Raw genomic sequence first — 21013 nt, forward strand, 5'->3', positions numbered from 1 at the left:
CGGGGACCATCCGTTTCGATCCTGGTTTTCCTAGAGCGTCGAAGCCTTTTCCAGGAAGTCCATCTGCTCCAGGCAGTAGTAGCCGGAAATCCGGCTGATGGTGCCTGCCCTCTTCCAGTCGTTGAGGACACGGCTGACGTTTTCGCGCGCGGCACCCGCCATGTTGGCGATATCTGCCTGGCTGAGTTTGTAGTGGATCAGCAACCGGCCATCGTCGAGCGGCTTGCCGAAGGTTTCCGCCAACTGCAGGAGAGTCTGGGCTACCCTTCCCGGCAAGGGCAGGAACGAGCGTGCCGCCAGCACATCATTGGCATGGCGCAGCCGCTTGCCGACGATCGACAGCATATGCCGGTAGACGGCCGGGTTCTCGTCGGCAAACCGCTGGAAGGCGGCCTTGTCGATGAAGGCAAGCTGGGCTTCCTTCAGGGAGATGACCGTTGCCGACCGCGGACGGCCATCAAGCAGCGCCAGTTCGCCGACAAGATCGCCAGGGCCGAGCACTGCAAGCAGTTGCTCATCGCCTTCAACGGACAGAAGCGATACCTTGAGCGAGCCCTCCAGAACCGCGTAACAGCCGTTTCCGGGATCGCCATTTTCGAAGAGAATGGTGCCAGCCGATATTTTCATCGGCCTTGCAAGGCGCGACAGGCCGACAGCCAGTTCCGGGTCAAGCCCTTCAAGCGAAAAGCTATTTTTTAAAAAATCCTTGATTTCAGCCACACCTTACCCCTGCCAAAAGCGCTGCTGCCCGCGAAATTACAAGATCAAACGCCATCTTGTGATGCCCATCACGTGCATTCCAGCAAAATAACCCTATATCTAAGGACATGGAAGCGGGGCCGCCCCTCCCCTCTTCCGGACCTCCACGAAAAACGGCCCTGTACCCCGCAGGGCCGTTTTTTCGTTTCACCACTTCGTTAGACTCACCAGCCGATCCGAATTCGCAAGTCCGAAACAAACCTCACAAAAGCCTGACTGCCAGCACCTTAAGCGAAAGTTCGGTGTCAGTTCAGAAAAACGTCCTTCTTCTCCAGCGTCTGAAAGAACCTCTGGCTGGAAAGAACCTCAAACTGGCATTCGCGTATCGCAATCTTCCGGCGCGGTTCGTCCCGCCGCAGGCGATCATCCGAACGGCCGGGAATAGCAGCCACGAAACTGAGATCGCTCATGCCGTCAAAATGGTTATGCAAAAGAGCGTGCAGCGCTTCCTGATCCTCGGTCTCCGGCAAGGGATCCGCCTTGGGAAGCAGCTTCAGGCCGTGCGCCTTGGCAAGCCGTGCCAGGCGGACAGCCTTGAGACCTGATTGCACCGGCGAAATCAGCAGTGGCGGTTCGGGATAATCGGCATGCTCGATCGCCTTCAGAACGATCCGCGCAAGGGACGTGCGCTCCAACAGACCTTCACGCACCGCCACGAAATCCGGCTGACGTTTCATCAACACGCTGTAACGGGCAAGCTGAGCCTGGGCTTCCTCCTGCAGAAGCTGGTCCGGCAGTAGCCGCAGCAAGGCACGGCGCTGCAGTTGTTCGCGCGTGAACATCCGGTCGCCATAGATTTCCTGCATGCGGGCGCTGACAGGCGAAACACGATCACCGCTGAAGGCCAAGGTCACCCCGAAGAGTGCCCGTTTGCCGACCTTCTCCGCGGTTTCCTGCAACGGACGGAATTCGCGTGGCCACAGCTCGGTGGCAACCATGGCTCCAAGAGCGCTCAGGCGCCCCCGTTCCACAAGTTCACGCAATGCGCGATCGACCCCGAAGGCAAGGCCGTAGTCCAACGCTCCAAGTGTAATTCGCTTCATGAAATTCCGCAGGCGGACCGGACAATGTGAATATTAAGCCACATCCCTGCGTCATTCAGCCAAGCAAATCAAGTCGGATGTTGGGTGGAGCCGACATCTCCTGCCGGTTCAATTTGGGTCAACCGGCTCGAACACCGGGCCGATACGCCCCTCAACCTTGTAGACGACAAGCTTTTCCAGAGGCACATCTTTAACCTTGCGCGTCAGCTCGGCAACTTCCTCGACGTTGGCAAAGGACTGCCGCAGGTCGCCCTCCCGGTTCCGGCGCTTTTCAGCAACATAGAGCCCCGGCCTGTCGAACAGCGACATGTCAGGTGCAGGCTGCATGACATAGCGGATACGCTCGGTCAGCTGGAACACCGGCAGGTCGTCTTTCATCAGGAAATCGAGCTGGCCATTGAGGCCGTAGCTGGTCGTTGCCACGAAGCCGGCCCCCTCCCTTTCTGCCAGTTCCTTCACTTCCTGTCCGATCTCCGGCCAACCGCGTAACTGGAAGGTCGGGTCCTTGCGGGCAAAGGTACCCGTCAGCGGCCAGACTGCGTGCAATTGCACCACGACGGCAACTGCAAGGCCAAGGACGACACCGGCTTGCGCCAGACGCTGCCACAGGGCTGGGCTGGCAGGCCGGCTGGTGACAAAGACCGCAGCCATCATGGCAAAAGCGGGAAAAAGCGGTGCCGGCCAATTGGCCTGCACGCGCGAATGCAAGGAGTGATACCCGAGATAAAGCAGGAACGGCAAAACAGTCAGGAGCAGGAGAGAGGCCGCGTTTTCCCGCGCCCGAAGCCCCTTGAAAAGCCTGGCGGCACCAGCAAACGCCAAAACAGCGATCAGCGGGTTCATCAGCCCGACCAGCGCGCCCAAGAACTCTGGAATATATCTTGCCGTGTACCCGCCGGTGCCAGCCCGGCCGAACTGCTTGTAGAAGCTGACCCATTCGTGGACGTGGTTCCAGTAAAGCACCGGCGAAAAGCAGAGCAGCGCGATCAGTCCACCGGTCCAGAGTTGCCAGCAGCGCCACCAGCGGCGGGCATCCGGCACCCAGATCAGCCACAGGACGATGCCCGCGCCCAGAAACAGGACCGAATATTTGGCAACCAGGCCGCAACCGGCCATCAGCCCGACCACGAACCACCAGTTGGCGTTTCTGGACGTTGACAGTTCTGTCAGCGCCCACAGGCTGAGACCCCAGAACAGCACTGACGGTGCGTCGGGCGTTGCCAGAATGCCGCCGATGCCCACCAGCAGGCTGGCGTTGAGGAACAGGACGGACCAGGCCGCGGCAGTGCGTCCGAACAAAAGGGAGGCTGTGCGCCACAGGGCCAGGGAACCGATCACGCCTGAGGCGATGACAAGGGCGCGAACTGCGAAGACCGTGTCACCGAACAGTGACTGACCGATACCGATCCACCAGCCGATCATCGGCGGATGGTCGTAATAGCTGAGCGCCGGCGAAAGCCCCCAGAGGCGGTAATAGGCTTCGTCCTCGACAAAATGCGAGTGGCTGGCGGCAAAGATTTTCAATGCCGTCAACAGGCCGACAATCAGGATCAGGCCTGCGGGCCGCAGGTAGAAAGGCAAGGATCCGGTCTGAGCTTCAGCGGTCACAACGGGCCTTTACGACTTGCGCCAGGTCAGGGCGGAGCTGGCCGCATAGTTCCAGACAGCCCCCATGATCGCCCCCGCCGTACCGGCGAACCACCAGTAGGATGGATCGGCGTAGATCAGGTTGGCGACACCGACGTTGGCCAGCACGCCGACCGAACAGACCGCGTAGAAGGTCAGGAGGCCGACCAGCGCCCTCATGCCGTTCAAGCGGCGGTCGCGATAGGTCAGCTGGTTGTTGAGAAAGAAGTTCGAAGTCATTGCGACGAAGGACGCCGCCGTCTGGGCGAGGTTGAATTCCATGTCGCTCAGCAGGAACACGCGCAGCGCCGCCAGATGGACGAAGAGGCCGCTTGCCCCCACGAGGCCGAACATCAGGAAACGGACCGAAACGATGTTGCCGAAATATTTCGCGAGCAGCAGACCGAAATAGTCGAGCGTGACCAGCGTATCCAGCTTGCTTTCGCCGTGCTGGCGCTCGCGGAAGGTGAACGGCAGTTCCTTGATCTTCAAGGTACCACCCGCACTGGAGACCAGGTCGAGCAGGATCTTGAAGCCCTGGGGCGAGAGTTTCGGTGCGAGAGCTTCAGCCTTGTCCCGGCGGATCATGAAGAACCCGCTCATCGGATCCTTGAGGGTGACGTTCAGCAGCTTCTGAGCGAGGCCGTTGGCGAGATTGGAGCCCCAGGCGCGAAAGGACGACAGGCCTTCGCCAATGGTGCCGCCATCGACCTTGCGGCTGGCGACGACCAGGTCTGTCTCGTCTGCCTTCAGGGCGGCCAGCATCTTCGGCAGCATGGTCTCGTCGTGCTGCAGGTCCGCATCCATGACGGCGACAAAGGGGGCGGAGGACGCCAGGATGCCCTCAATACAGGCCCCCGACAGGCCCCGGCGGCCAATACGGCGGATGACCCGGACGCGCGCATCGGTCCGGGCAATCTCGCGGGCAACCTCGGTGGTTCCATCGGGCGAATTGTCGTCAACGACGATCGCTTCCCAGGCGATCCCGGCGAGCGCCTCGTCCAGGAGGCCGATCAGGATTGGAATGTTCGCAGCTTCGTTGAAACTCGGCAGGATGACACTGAGTTCAGCGGCCTTCGGCCCTTTCAGAGCCTCGGCCCCAACTTCGCCGGCATTCCCGTCCGCCATGCGCACCGCACTGTCCATACTGAGCCCTGTCCGCCGGTCCCGTGCCTTCCTTGCAGCACCGGGACGGCCCTTTTCACCCGATCCGCGCGGACCATAGCCCGGCAGAGATTAAATACAAGAAAAGACAATGGATGCCCGCACTGCTCGGCCGATTTACCGGCCCATTGTGCTTCACCTGTCTTTCGCAGCTGCACTTCCACTGTTCCTGAAGCGCCCTTTTACCGCGAACTGTGATGCAAACAAGGCACGGACTGCAGAATTGCTTCCCTGTCGCTGGTCCCGCACGACATTCATTGGTTCGCGGCCAGAACCACCAGCTTCGATCGAACGAACTGGCAGGATGTTGCACCGCCTTGCCCTTGCGCCTTGTTTCGTCTACGACAGCCGCAATATCAGACAGCCGGATGCGAGAGGTTTCCTTGGGCGCGTCCGGCCGGGAACTCGCCAGGATTCAAGACCTTTATGGCCAAAAAACCGAACAAGCTGAAAGCCCGCCTGCCGCGCGGCTTCGTTGACCGCTCTGCCGAGGACATCCGCGCCACCGACGAGATGCTGGCGAAGATCCGCGCTGTCTATGAGCGTTACGGTTTCGATCCCGTCGAAACCCCTGCCTTTGAATATACCGATTGCCTCGGCAAGTTCCTGCCGGACACCGACCGGCCCAATGCCGGCGTTTTTTCCGTACAGGACGAAGACGAGCAGTGGATGAGCCTGCGCTACGACCTGACCGCACCGCTGGCCCGCCATGTTTCGGAAAACATCAACGAGATCCAGCTGCCCTATCGCACCTACCGTGCCGGCTGGGTGTTCCGGAACGAAAAGCCCGGACCGGGCCGCTTCCGCCAGTTCATGCAGTTTGACGCCGACACCGTCGGCGCACCCGGTGTCCAGGCGGATGCCGAAATGTGCATGATGATGTCCGACACGATGGAAGCGCTCGGCATCGCGCGCGGGCAGTATGTGATCCGCGTCAACAACCGAAAGGTTCTGGACGGCGTGCTGGAAAGCATCGGCCTTGGCGGTGAAGAGCACGAAGAACGCCGGCTGACGGTTCTGCGAGCGATCGACAAGCTCGACAAGTTCGGGATTGAAGGCGTTCGCCTGCTGCTGGGCAACGGTCGCAAGGACGAGAGCGGCGACTTCACCAAGGGTGCGGAACTCGACCCGGCTGCCATCGACAGCATCGTTGCCTTCGTCTCCGGAACCGGCACGCTTGAGAATGAAGGCATCACCGAGCTCAACACCATGGCGGAAATCTTCTCGGCCTGTGGATATGGCGAAGACCGGATCAAGATCGACCCGTCCGTCGTGCGCGGTCTGGAATATTACACCGGTACGGTGTTCGAAGCCGAACTCCTGTTCGACGTGACCAACGAGAAGGGCGAAATCGTCCAGTTCGGGTCTGTCGGCGGTGGTGGCCGTTATGACGGGCTGGTCAAGCGCTTCACCGGACGTGACGTGCCCGCGACGGGTTTTTCCATCGGCGTTTCCCGCCTGATGACAGCGCTGAAGAACCTCGGCAAGCTCGGCACGTCCGACGTTGTCGCGCCGGTGCTGGTCACCGTGATGGACGGCGACGTTGCCGCGCTCGGACGCTACCAGAAGATGGTACAGGACCTGCGCGAGGCCGGTATTCGCGCAGAGATGTACCAGGGCAACTGGAAGAAGTTCGGCAACCAGCTGAAATATGCCGACCGGCGTAACTGCCCGATCGCCATCATCCAAGGCTCTGACGAGCGGGAAGCCGGCGAAATCCAGGTCAAGGACCTGATCGAGGGCAAGCGTCTTTCCGAAGAGATAACCGACAACATTACCTGGCGTGAAAGCCGTCCGGCGCAGGTCACCGTCAAGGAGACGGAACTCCTTGCGACCGTGCACGGCATCCTGGACGGGCAGGCGGAAGACCGCCAGCGCCAGAACGAGGGTTGATCATGAGTGGGGCGGCACAGGTGACCGGACTGGCTCCGGAGAAGATCGAAACGGTTCTTGGCCTCTTCAAGGCCGCGGGCCATGAGGAGGTCAGCCCGCCGATCCTGCAACCGGCGGACGTCTTTCTGGATCTCACCGGCGAGGACATCCGACGCCGGCTCTATCTGACCAGCGGTACCGACGGGCTGGACCTGTGCCTGCGCCCCGACTTCACCATTCCGGTCTGCCGTCATCATCTGGCGCAGGACGCCGTCAAGCTTCCGGCCGCCTATTGCTACAACGGCCCGGTGTTCCGCCAGCGACCGGACGGCCTGGGCGAAATCCCGCAGCTCGGCGCGGAAAGCCTCGGCCGTACGGACACGGCCGAAGCGGATGCGGACCTGCTTGCGCTTTCCGTAAAGGCCCTGGAGGAATTTGGCCTGTCGGACATCGTCATCCGAATTGGCGACGAGACCCTGTTTGCCGCCGTGCTGGAAGGGCTTGACCTGCCGACCGTCTGGCGCCGCCGGCTACGTGATCTCTTTGGCGAGACCGACCGTCTGACCGCCGCGATCACCCGCATGGCCGGAGCCTCCTCCTCCGACGATGACAGCCGCGACGTCCGCCTCGGTTTCCTGTCTGCGCTGGAAGGGGCTGATCCGGAGGCTGCCCATGCGGTCGTCGAGGATCTTCTGTCGATTGCCGGAATTTCCGCCGTGGGCGGACGCACGCCCAGCGAAATCGCAGACAGGTTCCTGGAACAGGCCGCCCTTGCCAGCGGTGCCCGCGGCCATGACAAGGCGGCGGAAACACTTTCCGCCTATCTGGCCCTGAAGGCGGATGGCGCCAGCGCCGCCGGAATGCTGCGCGATTTCTCCCGCGATTTCGGCCTTGGCCTGGATACGCCCATCGCCGCCTTCGAACAGCGCCTTGCGGCCCTTGAAGCCAAGGGCATCGATCCCGCCCGGCTGACATTCTCAGCCGAGTTCGGTCGGCGTCTTGATTACTATTCCGGCTTTGTCTTCGAGATCCACGCAGTCAGTCCACCAGTAGAAGGACCGCTGGTCGGCGGCGGGCGCTACGACAAGCTGGTGACCCTTCTTGGGGCCGAAGACGACGTACCGGCCATCGGCTTTTCCATGTGGCTCGACCGGATTGCAGCGAGTGTTAGGTCATGAGCAAACTGATTATCGCCATTCCCTCCAAGGGCCGTCTGCAGGAAAACACGCACGAATTCTTCGGCCGCGCAGGACTGAAGGTGGTGCAGCCCGGCGGCGCGCGGAACTATCGCGGCGCCATCAAGGGTCTGCCGAACGTCGAGATCGCGTTCCTGTCGGCTTCCGAAATCGCACGGGAACTTTCCGACGGCACGGTCCATTTCGGGATTACGGGTCTGGATCTGGTGCATGAAAACATCGCCAACCCGGAAAGCACCGTTCACATCGTCACGCCGCTTGGCTTTGGTCCGGCGGACGTGGTGGTTGCCGTGCCAAAAGCCTGGATCGACGTTGAAACGATGGCGGATCTTTCCGATGTCGCTTCCGATTTCCGCAATCGCCATGGCCGCCGCCTGCGCGTTGCGACCAAATACGTCAATCTCACGCGCTCGTTCTTCGCCGGTCACGGCATTGCCGACTACCGCATCGTGGAAAGCGCGGGGGCGACTGAGGGCGCTCCGGCAGCCGGATCCGCGGAACTTATCGTGGACATCACCACGACCGGCTCGACGCTGCAGGCCAACAACCTGAAAATCCTTTCAGATGGTGTGATGCTGAAAAGCCAGGCCAATCTGGTAGCCTCCCTCAACGCCGACTGGTCCGCCACCGCCCTTGGCGCTGCCCGGGCGATCCTCGACCGCGTGGCCGCGGAAGAAGCAGCCCGCAACGTCAAGCTGGTCAAGGCCGTGGTTGCCGACCGCACACAGGCCCTTCGATCTGTCAGCAAGGTTGGCGCTCTTCAGCGTTTTTCCGAAGTCGACGACCTGCACCACGTCAGCGTCTTGTGCCCCAGGGATGCGGTTGCCGACTGTGCCCAGCTGTTGATCGAAGAAGGCGCGGAAACGGTTACCGTCGAAACGCTCGACTATGTGTTCTCCAAGGAAAACCGCCTGTTTTCGCCGCTGAAGGCGAAGGTGAACGGGTAAGCACACAGCAGCGTTTCCGAGCCGCGTGACATGATTGCGGAGGTTGCTTGCGGACGTTGTTTTTCGGCTTCGCCGAATACCCCCTTCCCTAACCCTTCCCCACAAGGGGGAAGGGAATCCAGCCGAGTAACTCGTCAGGACCCAGTCACCTTCAGCGCCTCACAGGACGCTTGAATGCCGTGCGTGCGGCTTCAACGCTTTCCCGGCAGCAGCAGCCTTCCAGGTGGTCGTTGACCATGCCCATGGATTGCATGAAGGCATATACGGTGGTCGGGCCGACAAAGCTCCAGCCGCGTTTCTTGAGATCCTTGGAGAGTTCGGTGCTTTCGGCCGTCTTGCCCAGGGTCTTTGCCGTGGCGAAGTCCAGCTTCTCAGGCCGGTTTTCCGGTTTCGGCTCGAATGACCAGAAGTATGCGGCAAGCGTGCCGAACTCCTGCCTCAGCTCCAGTGCCCGCCGGGCGTTGTTGATGGTGGATTCGATCTTGCGGCGGTGACGGACAATGCCGCTGTCCTGCAGACAGCGTTCGACATCCGCCTCGGTAAACTCTGCCACCCGTTCAAATTCGAAATTGGCGAAAGCTGCCCGGAAGGCGTCGCGCTTGCGCAGGATGGTCAGCCAGGACAGACCCGACTGAAATCCTTCCAGGCAGATTTTCTCAAAAAGACGCCTGTCCTCGTCAACCGGCCAGCCCCACTCCGTATCGTGATAGCGCTGGTAGTCCTCCAGACCGCCATGCCACCAGCAGCGGTTCCTGTCGTCCTCGCCCAGCAGCAGACCTGTTACCGGATCGCGTTCCGTTTTTGCCGTTTCCGCCGGTTTCTGCTCTGCCATACGCCACCTTGATATTCACTGTTTGTTCCCATCTTGGTACCCTCCTCGATACCTTGAAGCAACCCGAAATGCGAGCCCGGCTTCAAAAACAAAAAACCCGGCCAGGCCGGCCGGGTTTCGAATTTTAAATGCTAGAGACTTTTCTCAGGCAAACAGGGCGTCGATATCGTCCTGGGTCGCCACATCGACGTCGCTTTCCAGCGCGGGACCGTTGAGAAGGGCAGCGTCGCCCTCCTTCAGTTCGCGCTGTTCGACTTCGATATCCTTGAAGGTTTCGATGCCACCCCAGATATCCATCATCTGCATGATGCGGTCTTCGACGAACCGCAGCGTCGATACCACCTTGGTGATGCGCTGGCCGGTCAGGTCCTGGAAGTTACAGGCTTCGAAGATCTGGATGACCTTGTCCTGGATATCGTTCGCCAGTTCGGCGTCTTCCTTGCCAAGGCGCGCGGACAGCGTGTTGGCGGTCTCGTCGATGAACTCGGCAGATGCCAGGATCGTTTCGGTCGCCCCTTCCGTTCCGATCACCACGGCGTCAAGCTCGTTGGTGACCCGAGTCATCTCCTCGCCCTTGGAACCGGTGGTGTGATGCAGCGTCGCGATCTCGCGCTTTGTCTGGGCGATTGCCTCGTAAATGGCGTCGAGTTCAACCTTCAGCTTGGCGGCCTCGGACAGTTCCTTGCGGAATTCGGCCATGAACTTTGCGCTCATGGCTTCCGGATCAAGCGGTGCCTGTTGGTCAGGTCCACTTTTCAGCATGGATTTGAGGCTGGCGATCTCTGCCAGGACTTCCTGGTGACGACGTTCTTCGGCATAGGCGGGGTTCTCGTTCGCCCCGGAATTCATGCGTATCAAGCTTTCCGCTCGAAAGGATCTTTTCACCGCGGCCATGCCTACTCCCGTTCCCCGCCCCTGCAGGCTTTCTTAAATCGCAATACCGCCCCTTATAGCGCGGGAAGTTTAAAGAATTGTTTTTTCAATGCTTGGCGCGCCTTACGGCATAATTTGGTGTTTGGTAACGGTTTCTTGGCTTTCCTCGCGGCGGCGCTTTGGTTATCCTCGCGCAGATTGACAACGAACTGCTGCGCGCATGATCAGGCATGATCCTCAGGCCAATGTGGCTGCAAACGGTGCTTTGACCTAGATGAATTTCATGCGCATCCTATTGACCTGCCTGCTCTTTCTTACGGGCTCCGTCACGCTGAGTTCCCCTTCGGCCGCAAACGATTCCTTTTCAACGGAAGAGCTGCTGGAAGGGTTCGAGAAGACCGTATTCGGGCTTGAGTACCGCAGCTGGAGCTGGCGTCCCTATCTGGTCAAGAAGTTCACCACCCCGGTCCTGTTCTACGTCCATAACCTGTCCGCGCGAGACAGGACACAGACGGTCTATCGCTTCATAAAGGAAATCGACAACCGCATCGGTGGATTGACGACCGGTGTTACGAACGATCCGGCCAAGGCGAATTTCGAGATCTATGTGGTCGACCGGGCTCAGTATGAACCGGTGGTGAAAAAGGACATCTACAAGAACGAACATGCCCGGGTTCCTGGCCGGTGTCTTGTACGTGTCGTTTCCGGCCGCAAGGGCATCAAGCGCTCGGCGGCAGTCATCGTTTCCGACGAAGGCGAATTTCTTTTCAAGCGTTGTCTTGTCGAGGAACTTCTGCAGGGGCTGGGGCCGATGAACGACGACGAGCAACTCACCCATTCGGTGTTTAACGATTCCTCGCGCCACAGCCGCTTTACGGTGTTCGACCAGATCATTTTGAACATGCTTTACGATCCGCGTATCAAACCGGGCATGTCGATGCAGCAGACCCGGCCGATCCTGCCGCTGGTAGCGCGCGATGCCAGAAGGCGCGTGCGTTAACCAAGGAATCGCGGAAAGCATTGTCTTTTCAAACCACCTTCAAAGGTTAATCCGGCGACGACCGAAGCGCCTAGGATTTTATTAAGCCTGTTCCTCAACCAACAACTAACCATAAGAAAAGATTACCTGATTTCCGTGCACCGGATTCATCTTTGCAACAGCCTGAGCTGCTTATCATCCTTGCCAATCCGTTAACCGGCGGCTGTAAAAGGCCGCTGAACGTGGTCGATGACAAGTTGATGAGTACTGCCATGTTCCTGATGCGAAATATGTTTCCCAAGGCTCTCGCGTTTGCCGGTGTCCTGGTTCTTTCCACCGGCCTTTCCGGCACTCCGGCAACCGCGGGCCAGGTCTCGCCACCGCCGCTCGTGCTCAGCCCGAACCTGACAGAGCCCTGGATGCTGCAACTGCAGCCCCAGGTCCAGCGGCGTTCGACGGCGCAGCGCTACCAGTTCAAGCAGCAACGTGTGCAACGGCCACGTGTCCAGCAGCAACAGCCGCAAGTGCGCCGCGCCAACTGGTGGTCACCCCGCCAGCAGCCGGTCCGTCAGCAGCCGCAACGCCAGGCACGAGCCCCGCAATCGCGGCAGATTGCACCGCAGTTCCTGCCGACCATCGTGAACTATGACGGCCCGCACAAGGCCGGTACGATCGTGATCGATACCAACGAACGCTTCCTCTACCTGGTTCAGAGCGACGGCACCGCGCGGCGCTATGGTGTCGGCGTCGGCAAGCCCGGTTTCGAATGGGCCGGCACCCACAAGGTCACCCGCAAGGCGGAGTGGCCGGACTGGCGCCCGCCGGCGGAAATGCGCAAGCGTCGTCCCGACCTGCCGACCTTCATGGCCGGCGGACCGGACAACCCGCTCGGCGCACGCGCCATGTATCTCGGGTCCACCCTTTACCGCATCCACGGCTCCAACCAGCCGTGGACCATCGGCCACGCGGTCTCCTCCGGCTGCATCCGCATGCGCAACGAAGACGTCATGGATCTCTACGAACGGGTCAAGGTCGGCACCACGGTGCACGTGATCTGACGAAGTTTTCCGCTTTCCGGCAAACGGAACACAGACGCGCGGCTCTGCCGCGCGTTTTTGTTGCCGGCACCTGCTTTTCTTTGCAGTCTGACGTCACGACAGGTCGAATCGCCGGCCTAGAGCAGTCTCCTTAAAGCCTCTTTCAGGACCGCGGCATGAAAGCCCCCCACATCTCCTTTTCGGTTCGATCGGATGCCGCCTATTTTCTCAAGGCGACGCTGGTCGGTATTCTGGTTGGCGGTCTGGCAACCGGATTTCACACCGGACTCGATTTCCTTTTCTCCCGTTATGCGGCACTGCGGCTGGCTCTTGGCCCGGGATACATGCCTTATGTCGTATCCATGGCCATTTCGGCAGCCTGCGTCACGGGAGCCTTTCTGCTCATCAGGCGAGTTGCCCCGGAAGCGGCAGGCAGCGGTATCCAGGAAATCGAAGGGGCCATGGAAGACAAGCGGCCGCTGCATTGGCCGCGCGTCCTGTTCGCCAAGTTTTTCGGCGGTCTGCTGGCGCTTGGGTCAGGGCTTGTGCTCGGCCGGGAAGGCCCCACCATCCACATGGGTGCGATGACCGCCGAGGCCCTGTCGCGGTCGCAGGACCTTTCGCCCGATGATCACAAGGGTCTGCTGGCGGCCGGCGCAGCCGCGGGACTGGCCGCCGCGTTCAATGCCCCCCTGGCCGCGATCCTGTTCATTGTCGAGGAAACCCGCCGACAGTTTCCCTTCGGCTATCGCACCTACATGGCCGTCATCATCGCATCGATCCTGAGTGCGGCCATCACCGAACAGCTGACCCATATCGGCCCGCCCCTGCAGGTGGATGTCGGCTATGTTCCGGTCTGGAGCTTCGCGCTGCTGGCGGTTCTGGGGGTTTTCCTCGGCGCGCTTGGCGTTTTCTTCAACCGGGCGCTGATCACGGTCATGGATCTCTTCCTGAAGATCCCCTCCGGCTTGCGCTGGGTCCCGGCGCTTGTCATCGGTGCGGTAACAGGCCTGCTGCTCAACGCCCTTCCCGCGGCGACCGGCGGCGGCGAAGAACTGGTCCACAACCTCATTCTGTCGAACTATGGCGTGATCACGTTGCTGGTGCTGACGCTCCTGCGTTTCGGCGGGGTGCTGTTTTCCTACGCGTCCGGTGTTCCCGGCGGCATCTTTGCGCCGATGCTGTCCATCGCGACCTGTGCCGGCCTCGCCTTCGGTGTCGCGTCGGCCGAATTCCTGCCGGTGGAAGACGATTTCCGCAGCGCCTGTGCCGTTGCCGCCATGGGCGGCTTCTTCGCAGCCTCCGTACGCGCACCACTTGTCGGTGTGGTGCTGGTCATGGAACTGACCGGCGCCTATTCGCTGATCATGCCGGTATTGATCACCTGTACGACGGCATCATTGACGGCACACCACATGGGTGGTCGACCCATCTACGAGGAATTGCTGGAACGCACGTTGCGGCTGGCCGGACAGCCTGTAGACGGCCCTCCGGACGGAGACAAGACACCGGTTCAGCTGGGCACACGGGAGAGCTGACGGGCTGCAAACAAGCCCGCGAGCCAAGTTGTCACGTTGTCCGGCTATTCCGCTGCCTGGCGCTGCTGAAGTACCGGCGTCAAGCTGTCGGGCTGAGGGCCGCCATAGACCCAGTCGAGCAGTTCCGCCGTGTGCAGGATCGGAATTTCCGTGCCAAGACCGATTTGCGTCATGCAACCGATGTTGCCGGTTGCGATCACGTCCGGCCGGGTCTTTTCGATATTGGCAACCTTGCGGTCTCGCAGGCGGCGCGCGATCTCCGGCTGGAGAATGTTGTAGGTGCCGGCAGAGCCGCAACAAAGGTGGCCTTCGGGAACGTCCTTGACGGCAAAGCCTGCAGCCTTCAGGAGATCCTTCGGCTGCCGGGTGATCTTCTGGCCGTGCTGCATGGAACAGGCGGAGTGATAGGCAACCGTCAGGCCGGGCTTCATCAGCGGCTCACCCAGATCGACACCGGTCAGGAACTCGGTCACGTCCTTTGCAAGGGCTGACACCCGGGCCGCCTTTTCGGCATAGGCCGGATCGTCCTTCAGCATGAAGCCGTAGTCCTTGATTGTGGTGCCGCAACCAGATGCCGTGATCAGGACAGCATCCAGCCCTTCGCCCTCGGCTTCCTCCATCCACACATCGACGTTGCGACGGGCGTTTTCCAGCGACGCTTCTTCCTTGCCCATGTGATGAACAAGCGCGCCGCAGCAGACCTCCCCTTTCGGCATCACGATCTCGTACCCGGCCCTGCGCAAGAGCCGGATGGTCGCATCGTTGATGCCTGGGTTGAGCACAGGCTGGGCGCAGCCGCTGAGGAGTGCAACACGCCCCTTGCGTTTGGGGCTTTCGGCCGCAAAGACCCCCGGTCCTTCCAGCTGGCCGCGACCCGGCGCCTTTGCCGGGGTCAGTTCCAGCATGGCGCCCATCCGGGCAAGCGGGCCGCCCATCATCTTCAGCAGCCCGGCGAAGGGTCGGCCGAAATAGGCGCCGATCAGCGCCAGCCGGAACCGTTTCGGATAGGGCAAGACAAACGCAAGGACCGAGCGCATCAGGCGGTCGGCGAACGGTCGCTTGTAGGTCTTCTCGATGTGGATGCGTGCGTGATCGACCAGATGCATGTAGTGCACGCCGGACGGACAGGTGGTCATGCAGGCAAGGCAGGACAGGCATCTGTCGATATGCTTGACGATGGTTTTGTCTGCTGGACGGTCGTTTTCCAGCATGTCCTTGATCAGGTAAATCCGGCCTCGAGGGCTGTCGAGCTCATCTCCAAGCAGTGTGAAGGTCGGGCACGTGGCCGTACAGAAACCGCAGTGCACGCATTTGCGCAGGATCTTCTCCGACGCTGCAACGTGACTGTCCTTGAGCTGCTCTGCGGTGAAATTTGTCTGCATTGCTCCCCGTATCCCTCAATGACCCGTCGTTTCGGGTTTCTCCTTCCGAGCGAGGCGGATCGTACGGTCAGAAGGAAAGCGGCACAAGGCACCTTTGTGGCACAACGGTTTTGCCGGCACGGACTTTCTGCTTCACCACCTCCCCCTTCCCTGAACGGATAGATGGAACATGAACCCGGGATAAACAGTGCACTCAGAACCGGTTCAACCAGGTCTGCCTAAGTTCCGAAGCGTGGGCGAAAGAAATGCCAACCAAGGAATTGATTTGATGATTAAGACGATTTCAAAAACTGCCGTTCTGACCGCTGTTCTCGCCAGTGTCGCAACCGGTGCCATGGCCAAGGACTGGATCGAGAAAGTGGAAGTCAAGCGCGACGGCATCGACGTCATTCCCGTCGAGGTGAAGGCCAACGCCTACAATTACACCAAGATCAAGTCCGGCAATCACCGGTTCCTGCTGCGCCTGTCGGCAAAGGCGACGAATGGCGAGCGGATTGTTGCCATGAAGGTGGGTTCCTTCAAGAACGTGCTTTACTTCGAAGGGGACGGCAACCTTTGGAGCAAGAGCTTCCAGAACCGCGACGTCGGCGCGGGCACGAAGCGCTCGGTTTCCATTTCCCACACGCCGGTTATCCCGATGGCCAAGGTCAAGTGGCAGGGCTGGGATCCGGTTCAGGCCTGCTCGCTCAACCTGGACAAGGTTCTTAAGAGCGGCATGAAGAAGTCGGTCGCGCTCAGCAAGACCTGGACGGTGTCCGCCAAGGCCTATTTCGAGCTGGACGCTGTGGCCGCGAAGAAGAACAAGGCCGAAAAGAACAAGTGGTCGTTCAAGAACACCACGCATCAGCGCGATGGTTATGGTTACGACGTGACGGTGAAGTGCCTGCCGGCGCATTGACGTTCGCCGCACCGGCAGCCTGGTAAAGGTTCATGGCCCGTGCCGCGCCTTGCGGACGGGCCTTGCCCTCTTGTCAGAACATCCAGGTTTCCGGGTTGGGCACAGGCTCGTTACGGCCTGCGAGCTGAAGCCCCTTGATGCAGCGGACGATCATCCAGATCAGTACGGCAATCAGCATCAGGAAGCCGATCAGGATCAGGGTCAAAAGACCACTGACGATGCCGAACAGCAGCCCGATCCAGAAAGTGCGGATCTGATAGGTGTAGTGACTATCAACCCAGGCCGAGCCCTTGCCCCGATTGAGATAGGCAAAAATGACACCGACAATGGCGGTGAACGGCACGATGATATTTGCCAGATAAAGAATATAGATGAGCGTGGCGTTCTTGCCGCCTGGCTCCATGTAGCCTGAAACGTCGGACTGTTGATCCATGAAGGCACTCCGTTGGAAATACGTGTGACAATTATGGCCTCACACTACACACCACTGACCATTTTTCCAGGATTTAGAATGCCTTTCGGGTCGAACTGTTCCTTCAGGCGGCGAGACAGTGCCGCGAGCGGAGCAGGCTGCGGGTGAAACACCGGCACATTGGACCGCTGGGACGCATCGGCCCGCACAAGTGTCGCGTGACCGCCGCCGACGGCATCGACCGCAGCCCTGATTTCCGCCTCATGCAGGCTGCCATCCAGACACGAGAGCCAGACAAGGCCGCCGCTCCAGTCGTAATAGGCCTGAAGCTCGAACGTCTCCCTCAGGCTGGCAACCAGTTGCGGCCCTGCGGTCGGGGCAACGGAAAGCCGCCAGACCGGGGTTTCACCACCGGCGTAGGGTTTGACATCCCGGATCGTCTGCCAGAGAGCGCCAGTTTCCGCCGCCTCCAGTCTCGACGGCGTGCCATAGGTGCCAAGCAACGCCTGCAGGGTCTTGAAGCGGTAATCCACCGAGGTCGAGAACCCCTCAAGACGCAATACGGTTGAGCTGCTGCCGCCATTCACCCCCGCAGGCAAATGGGCCGCACCGGACACTTCCGCCGACGATCCCATGGCCTGGCACAATGCCTTGATGCCATCGTCGTCATCGAGCCCGGAAAGCACGAATGTTGCAGAGGTCTCCGGCTTGGGATTGACCTTCAGCGTCACGGTCGTTGCAACGGCAAGCGTGCCATATGCGCCGCACAGAGCCCGCGGCAGGTCATATCCGGTGACGTTCTTGACCACCTTGCCGCCGGAATTGAAGATCTCGCCGCGCCCGGACACCGCCTCCATGCCAAGCACATGATCGCGAGCGGCCCCGGCCTTGATCCGGCGGGGGCCGGAAAGATTGGCTGCAAGCACGCCGCCGATTGTCCCCTGTGCCGGCGTGACGCCCAGGAGCGGGCCGAAGTCCATCGGCTCGAACGAAAGCTCCTGACCGTTGTCGTCGACCAGCTTTTCCACTTCGGCAATTGGCGTACCCGCCTTGACCGTCAGCACCAGTTCCGCAGGTTCATAGCTCTCGACCCCGGTCAAACCCGACAGGTCCAGCACATGAGCGGCCTGCACAGGGCGTCCGAGCGTCCGCTTCGAGCCTTGACCGATGATCTCCAGCGGCTGGTCTTCGGCAGCGGCCCAGGCCACCACCTTTTCCACGTCGCCCGTGTTTCGCGGTTTCATTGTCGCGTCCATGCCCCTACCCTCAGAACCGCGGAATATCTGGAAAGGGCAACTGGCCCTTGTGTACATGCATCTTGCCAAGCTCGGCGCAGCGGTGCAGCACCGGAAAAACCTTGCCCGGATTGAGAAGATGCTTCTGATCGAAAGCGCATTTGACCCGTTGCTGCTGCTTCAGGTCCGCTTCGGAGAACATGTCTGTCATCAGATCGCGTTTTTCGATGCCGACACCGTGTTCGCCGGTCAGAACGCCGCCGACCTCAACGCAAAGCCGAAGAATATCGGCTCCAAAGGCCTCCGCCGCATCGAGTTCACCCGGCTTGTTGGCGTCGTAAAGGATGAGCGGGTGCAGGTTGCCATCACCGGCGTGAAAGACATTGGCAACGCCCAACCCGTGTTTTTCGGCCAGCTCCCGCATGCGGGCCAGCACCTTCGGCAGTTCGCGGCGCGGGATGGTACCGTCCATGCACAGGTAATCCGGGGAAATGCGGCCCACCGCCGGGAACGCGGCCTTGCGGCCGGCCCAGAAGGTCATGCGCTCTTCCTCGCTTTCGGAAATGCGCACGTGGCTTGCCTGGTTGGCCCTGGCGATTTCCTCGACACGGCCGATCAGGTAATCGACCTCGCGCTCCGGCCCATCCAGTTCCACGATCAGCAAGGCCTCGACATCACGCGGATAACCTGCGTTGACGAAATCCTCCGCCGCGTGGATAGCGGGCTTGTCCATCATCTCCATTCCGCCTGGAATGATGCCGGCGGCGATAATATCGGCCACACAGCGCCCCCCGTCCTCGCTGGTCGGAAAGCCGATCAGGAGCGCCCGCGCCGTTTCAGGCTTTTGCAGGATCCGCACGGTGACTTCGGTGACGACGCCGAGCAGGCCTTCCGAACCGGTCATCAGCGCCAGCAGGTCATATCCCTCGCTGTCCAGATGCTTGCCGCCGAGGCGAATGATCTCGCCGGTGACAAGCACCATTTCAAGGCCGAGAACGTTGTTGGTGGTCAGGCCGTATTTCAGGCAGTGCACACCACCGGAGTTCTCCGCGATGTTGCCACCGATGGAACAGGCGATTTGCGACGAGGGATCCGGCGCGTAGTAGAAGCCCTCGTGCTCGACCGCACGTGTAATGCCCAGATTGGTGACACCCGGCTGAACGACCACGGCCCGGTTGTCATAGTCGATATCGAGCACGCGGTTGAACTTCATCATCGACAGCAGAACGCCGTCTTCCAGAGGCAGCGCGCCGCCGGAAAGCGACGTGCCCGCTCCGCGTGGCACGACCTTCACGTCATTGTCATGACAGTATTTCAGAACCTTCGATACCTGCTCGACCGTTTCCGGCAGGACGACGATCAGTGGCAACTGGCGATAAGCCGTCAGCGCATCGGTCTCATAGGCGCGCATCTCGCGTTCGTCATGGATTACCCCTTCTCCGGGCACAATCGCCTGAAGCGCGCTCAGGATTTCCTGGCGGCGGGCCAATACGGCCTGATCTGGCGCGGGCATCGCAATGGCGGTCACGAAATGAACTCCTTCTACTTTTTAATACGTTGATCCAGTTGAATTGGTCCTACGTAACATGAGATGGCAGTGAATTACCCTTGCTTAAGTGTGGCAAGGTTCGCGCCCGAGGAAAACGACCGGCAAATACTAATTGTCTTTCTGAGAGATTGAAAATGAGCAATCTGACCGACATGGAGATTTTCGCAAGGGTGGTAAGCGCCGGCAGCATGTCGGCAGCCGGCCGCGAAATGAGCCTGTCGCCCGCAGTCGTCTCCAAACGCATCCGGCGTCTGGAAGAAAAACTCGGTACCAGACTGCTGCAACGGACCACTCGCCAGATCGCCATGACCGAGGCCGGACAGGGCTTTTACGAGCGCGTTGTGGCCATTCTTGCCTCCGTGGAAGAAGCCGAATCATTTGTCTCGCGCGGCTCGGCCAAGGCACGCGGCAACCTGAAGGTGGCCGTTCCGACGTCCTTCGGCCGGCTTCATATTGCCCCGCACCTTGGCAAGTTCCTGGCTGAAAACACCGATCTTTCGGTCAATCTCGATCTTTCCGACGATTTTGTCGACATCGTCGGTGACGGCTATGACCTTGCCATCCGCATTGCGGAGCTCTCCGATTCCAGTCTCGTCGCGCGGCGCCTGGCGCCGGTGCACCGCGTCCTGTGTGCAAGCCCGACCTATCTCGAAAAATACGGCACTCCGCAAAGCATCGAGGATCTCGTCGCAAACCATGTGACCATTGCCGCAACCAACCAGGACCCGTGGCGGCTCGCCGGTCCGGACGGGATCGAGACCGTCCGCACGCAGGCGCCGGTCAAGACCAACTCAAACGAGGTCGTGCGCGAATGCCTGTTGGCCGGCGTCGGCGTTGCGCTTCGATCGACCTGGGACGTCGGTCCGGAGTTGCGTGAAGGCAAACTGCAAATTCTCCTGCCCGAGTACCGGGCCTCGAAGGATGTCGGACTTTATGCCGTTTACCCCAGCCGCCAGTTTCTGCCGGCCAAGGTGCGTGTTTTTATCGACTTCCTTGCCGGGCTCTATGGCTCGTCGCCCTATTGGGACCATGGGCTTGAGGACTGGTTACGCCTGCCGAGCAACGCCCGCGCGGGCTGACCTCCTACCCGGACGCCAAACGATCCCAGTCGGCGATCGCGGCTTGGCATGCGGGATGCGACGGTCCGTCACTTGCATCAAGGCCCGACATCCTGTTCTGTTGACGGGGGTTTTAAACACCCAAACCGAGGGAGATATACATGCAGCGACTGCTGATGATCGCCGGAACCGCGCTTCTGGCCCTGACCGTTCAGGCAAGCGCCGAAGGCGACCCTGCCAAGGGTGAGAAAGTATTCAAGAAATGCGCCGCTTGCCATGCGGTTGGACCCGAAGCCAAAAACAAGGTCGGTCCGGAACTGAACGGCATTGTCGGCCGGGCCTGGGGCGCGGTTGACGGCTACAAGTATTCCGCCAACCTGCTCGAATTGGCCGATGGCAAAGTGTGGGACGAGGAGACGCTTGACGTTTACCTGACCAAGCCGAAGGATCTGATCCCGAAAGGCAAGATGGCCTTCGCAGGTCTCAAGAAGGAAGACGACCGCGCCAACGTGATCGCCTATTTGAACCAGTACAACGAAGACGGTTCCAGCAAGTAAGCACTGCTTGCGCGTCACATTGACGGCCGCCACTGGCTGCCAGACCAACCAATTGG

Annotated in this window: 19 protein-coding genes; 9 read left to right on the top strand and 10 right to left on the bottom strand. The window is 60.5% G+C overall.

The features are described 5' to 3' along the window. Nucleotides 1–30: 30 nt before the first annotated feature. The 4 genes from FIU93_RS01040 to FIU93_RS01055 all read right to left on the bottom strand — a co-directional run bounded on the left by FIU93_RS01040 (nt 31) and on the right by FIU93_RS01055 (nt 4556). Nucleotides 31–720, bottom strand: a complete 690-nt coding sequence (locus FIU93_RS01040) for a Crp/Fnr family transcriptional regulator (RefSeq protein ID WP_023002086.1) — start codon at nt 718–720, stop codon at nt 31–33. 284 nt (nt 721–1004) lie between these two features. Beyond that, the gene (locus FIU93_RS01045; protein WP_055657736.1) at nt 1005–1802 is read right to left on the bottom strand and encodes a ChbG/HpnK family deacetylase; all 798 of its coding nucleotides are present in this window, start codon (nt 1800–1802) and stop codon (nt 1005–1007) included. A gap of 108 nt (nt 1803–1910) precedes the next feature. After that, nucleotides 1911–3410, bottom strand: a complete 1500-nt coding sequence (locus FIU93_RS01050) for a glycosyltransferase family 39 protein (RefSeq protein ID WP_209010262.1) — start codon at nt 3408–3410, stop codon at nt 1911–1913. Between the two features lie 9 nt (nt 3411–3419). Next, the gene (locus tag FIU93_RS01055; protein WP_051990217.1) at nt 3420–4556 is read right to left on the bottom strand and encodes a glycosyltransferase family 2 protein; all 1137 of its coding nucleotides are present in this window, start codon (nt 4554–4556) and stop codon (nt 3420–3422) included. A 462-nt stretch (nt 4557–5018) separates the two neighbouring features. Between FIU93_RS01055 and hisS the strand changes: the two genes are divergently transcribed. From hisS to hisG, 3 genes are read left to right on the top strand one after another with little or no spacing between them, the layout of a single operon-like run. Continuing rightward, on the top strand, nt 5019–6485 hold the full coding sequence (gene hisS / locus FIU93_RS01060; RefSeq protein ID WP_152504607.1) for a histidine--tRNA ligase: 1467 nt from the start codon (nt 5019–5021) through the stop codon (nt 6483–6485). Nucleotides 6486–6487: 2 nt separating this feature from the next. Beyond that, nucleotides 6488–7642, top strand: coding sequence for an ATP phosphoribosyltransferase regulatory subunit (locus FIU93_RS01065; protein WP_152504608.1), 1155 nt, complete (start codon nt 6488–6490; stop codon nt 7640–7642). Continuing rightward, the gene (hisG, locus tag FIU93_RS01070) at nt 7639–8607 is read left to right on the top strand and encodes an ATP phosphoribosyltransferase (RefSeq protein ID WP_055657728.1); all 969 of its coding nucleotides are present in this window, start codon (nt 7639–7641) and stop codon (nt 8605–8607) included. The genes FIU93_RS01065 and hisG overlap by 4 nt, the downstream gene beginning before the upstream one ends. A 151-nt stretch (nt 8608–8758) precedes the next feature. Here hisG and FIU93_RS01075 read toward each other — a convergent pair whose 3' ends face one another. Next, nucleotides 8759–9439 (bottom strand): DNA-3-methyladenine glycosylase I, encoded by a 681-nt coding sequence (locus tag FIU93_RS01075; protein ID WP_152504609.1) that lies wholly within the window; start codon nt 9437–9439, stop codon nt 8759–8761. 144 nt (nt 9440–9583) lie between these two features. Then, complete coding sequence (locus FIU93_RS01080; protein ID WP_055657724.1) at nt 9584–10333, bottom strand: protein phosphatase CheZ; 750 nt, start codon at nt 10331–10333, stop codon at nt 9584–9586. A 262-nt stretch (nt 10334–10595) separates the two neighbouring features. On the opposite strand from FIU93_RS01080, the gene FIU93_RS01085 reads away from it, so the two are divergent. From FIU93_RS01085 to clcA, 3 genes are all read left to right on the top strand, one after another. Next, nucleotides 10596–11312, top strand: coding sequence for a DUF2927 domain-containing protein (locus tag FIU93_RS01085; RefSeq protein WP_209009825.1), 717 nt, complete (start codon nt 10596–10598; stop codon nt 11310–11312). A gap of 239 nt (nt 11313–11551) precedes the next feature. Beyond that, the gene (locus FIU93_RS01090; RefSeq protein WP_229005754.1) at nt 11552–12349 is read left to right on the top strand and encodes a L,D-transpeptidase; all 798 of its coding nucleotides are present in this window, start codon (nt 11552–11554) and stop codon (nt 12347–12349) included. Nucleotides 12350–12504: 155 nt separating this feature from the next. Beyond that, entirely contained in the window at nt 12505–13866 is a 1362-nt protein-coding gene (gene clcA / locus FIU93_RS01095; protein WP_023002097.1) for a H(+)/Cl(-) exchange transporter ClcA, read from the top strand. A gap of 44 nt (nt 13867–13910) precedes the next feature. Here clcA and glcF read toward each other — a convergent pair whose 3' ends face one another. Then, the gene (gene glcF, locus FIU93_RS01100) at nt 13911–15248 is read right to left on the bottom strand and encodes a glycolate oxidase subunit GlcF (RefSeq protein ID WP_152504612.1); all 1338 of its coding nucleotides are present in this window, start codon (nt 15246–15248) and stop codon (nt 13911–13913) included. A gap of 268 nt (nt 15249–15516) precedes the next feature. On the opposite strand from glcF, the gene FIU93_RS01105 reads away from it, so the two are divergent. Beyond that, entirely contained in the window at nt 15517–16146 is a 630-nt protein-coding gene (locus FIU93_RS01105) for a hypothetical protein (protein WP_152504613.1), read from the top strand. 73 nt (nt 16147–16219) lie between these two features. On the opposite strand, the gene FIU93_RS01110 is transcribed toward FIU93_RS01105, so the two are convergent. The 3 genes from FIU93_RS01110 to FIU93_RS01120 are packed head-to-tail and all read right to left on the bottom strand — an operon-like array spanning nt 16220 to nt 19321. Next, entirely contained in the window at nt 16220–16579 is a 360-nt protein-coding gene (locus tag FIU93_RS01110; RefSeq protein ID WP_023002100.1) for a DUF4870 domain-containing protein, read from the bottom strand. 44 nt (nt 16580–16623) lie between these two features. Continuing rightward, nucleotides 16624–17802: a glycolate oxidase subunit GlcE gene (gene glcE, locus FIU93_RS01115; RefSeq protein ID WP_209010263.1), complete on the bottom strand. Its 1179-nt coding sequence runs from the start codon at nt 17800–17802 to the stop codon at nt 16624–16626. A 22-nt stretch (nt 17803–17824) separates the two neighbouring features. Then, nucleotides 17825–19321, bottom strand: coding sequence for an FAD-linked oxidase C-terminal domain-containing protein (locus tag FIU93_RS01120; RefSeq protein ID WP_152504615.1), 1497 nt, complete (start codon nt 19319–19321; stop codon nt 17825–17827). A gap of 155 nt (nt 19322–19476) precedes the next feature. Between FIU93_RS01120 and FIU93_RS01125 the strand changes: the two genes are divergently transcribed. Together FIU93_RS01125 and FIU93_RS01130 are read left to right on the top strand one after the other, a co-directional pair. Beyond that, nucleotides 19477–20421 (top strand): LysR family transcriptional regulator, encoded by a 945-nt coding sequence (locus tag FIU93_RS01125; protein ID WP_077290764.1) that lies wholly within the window; start codon nt 19477–19479, stop codon nt 20419–20421. A 140-nt stretch (nt 20422–20561) separates the two neighbouring features. Then, complete coding sequence (locus FIU93_RS01130) at nt 20562–20957, top strand: cytochrome c family protein (RefSeq protein WP_055657706.1); 396 nt, start codon at nt 20562–20564, stop codon at nt 20955–20957. The last annotated feature ends 56 nt before the right edge of the window (nt 20958–21013 follow it).

The sequence above is a fragment of the Labrenzia sp. THAF35 genome (genome assembly GCF_009363595.1).
GTDB lineage: Bacteria > Pseudomonadota > Alphaproteobacteria > Rhizobiales > Stappiaceae > Roseibium > Roseibium algicola.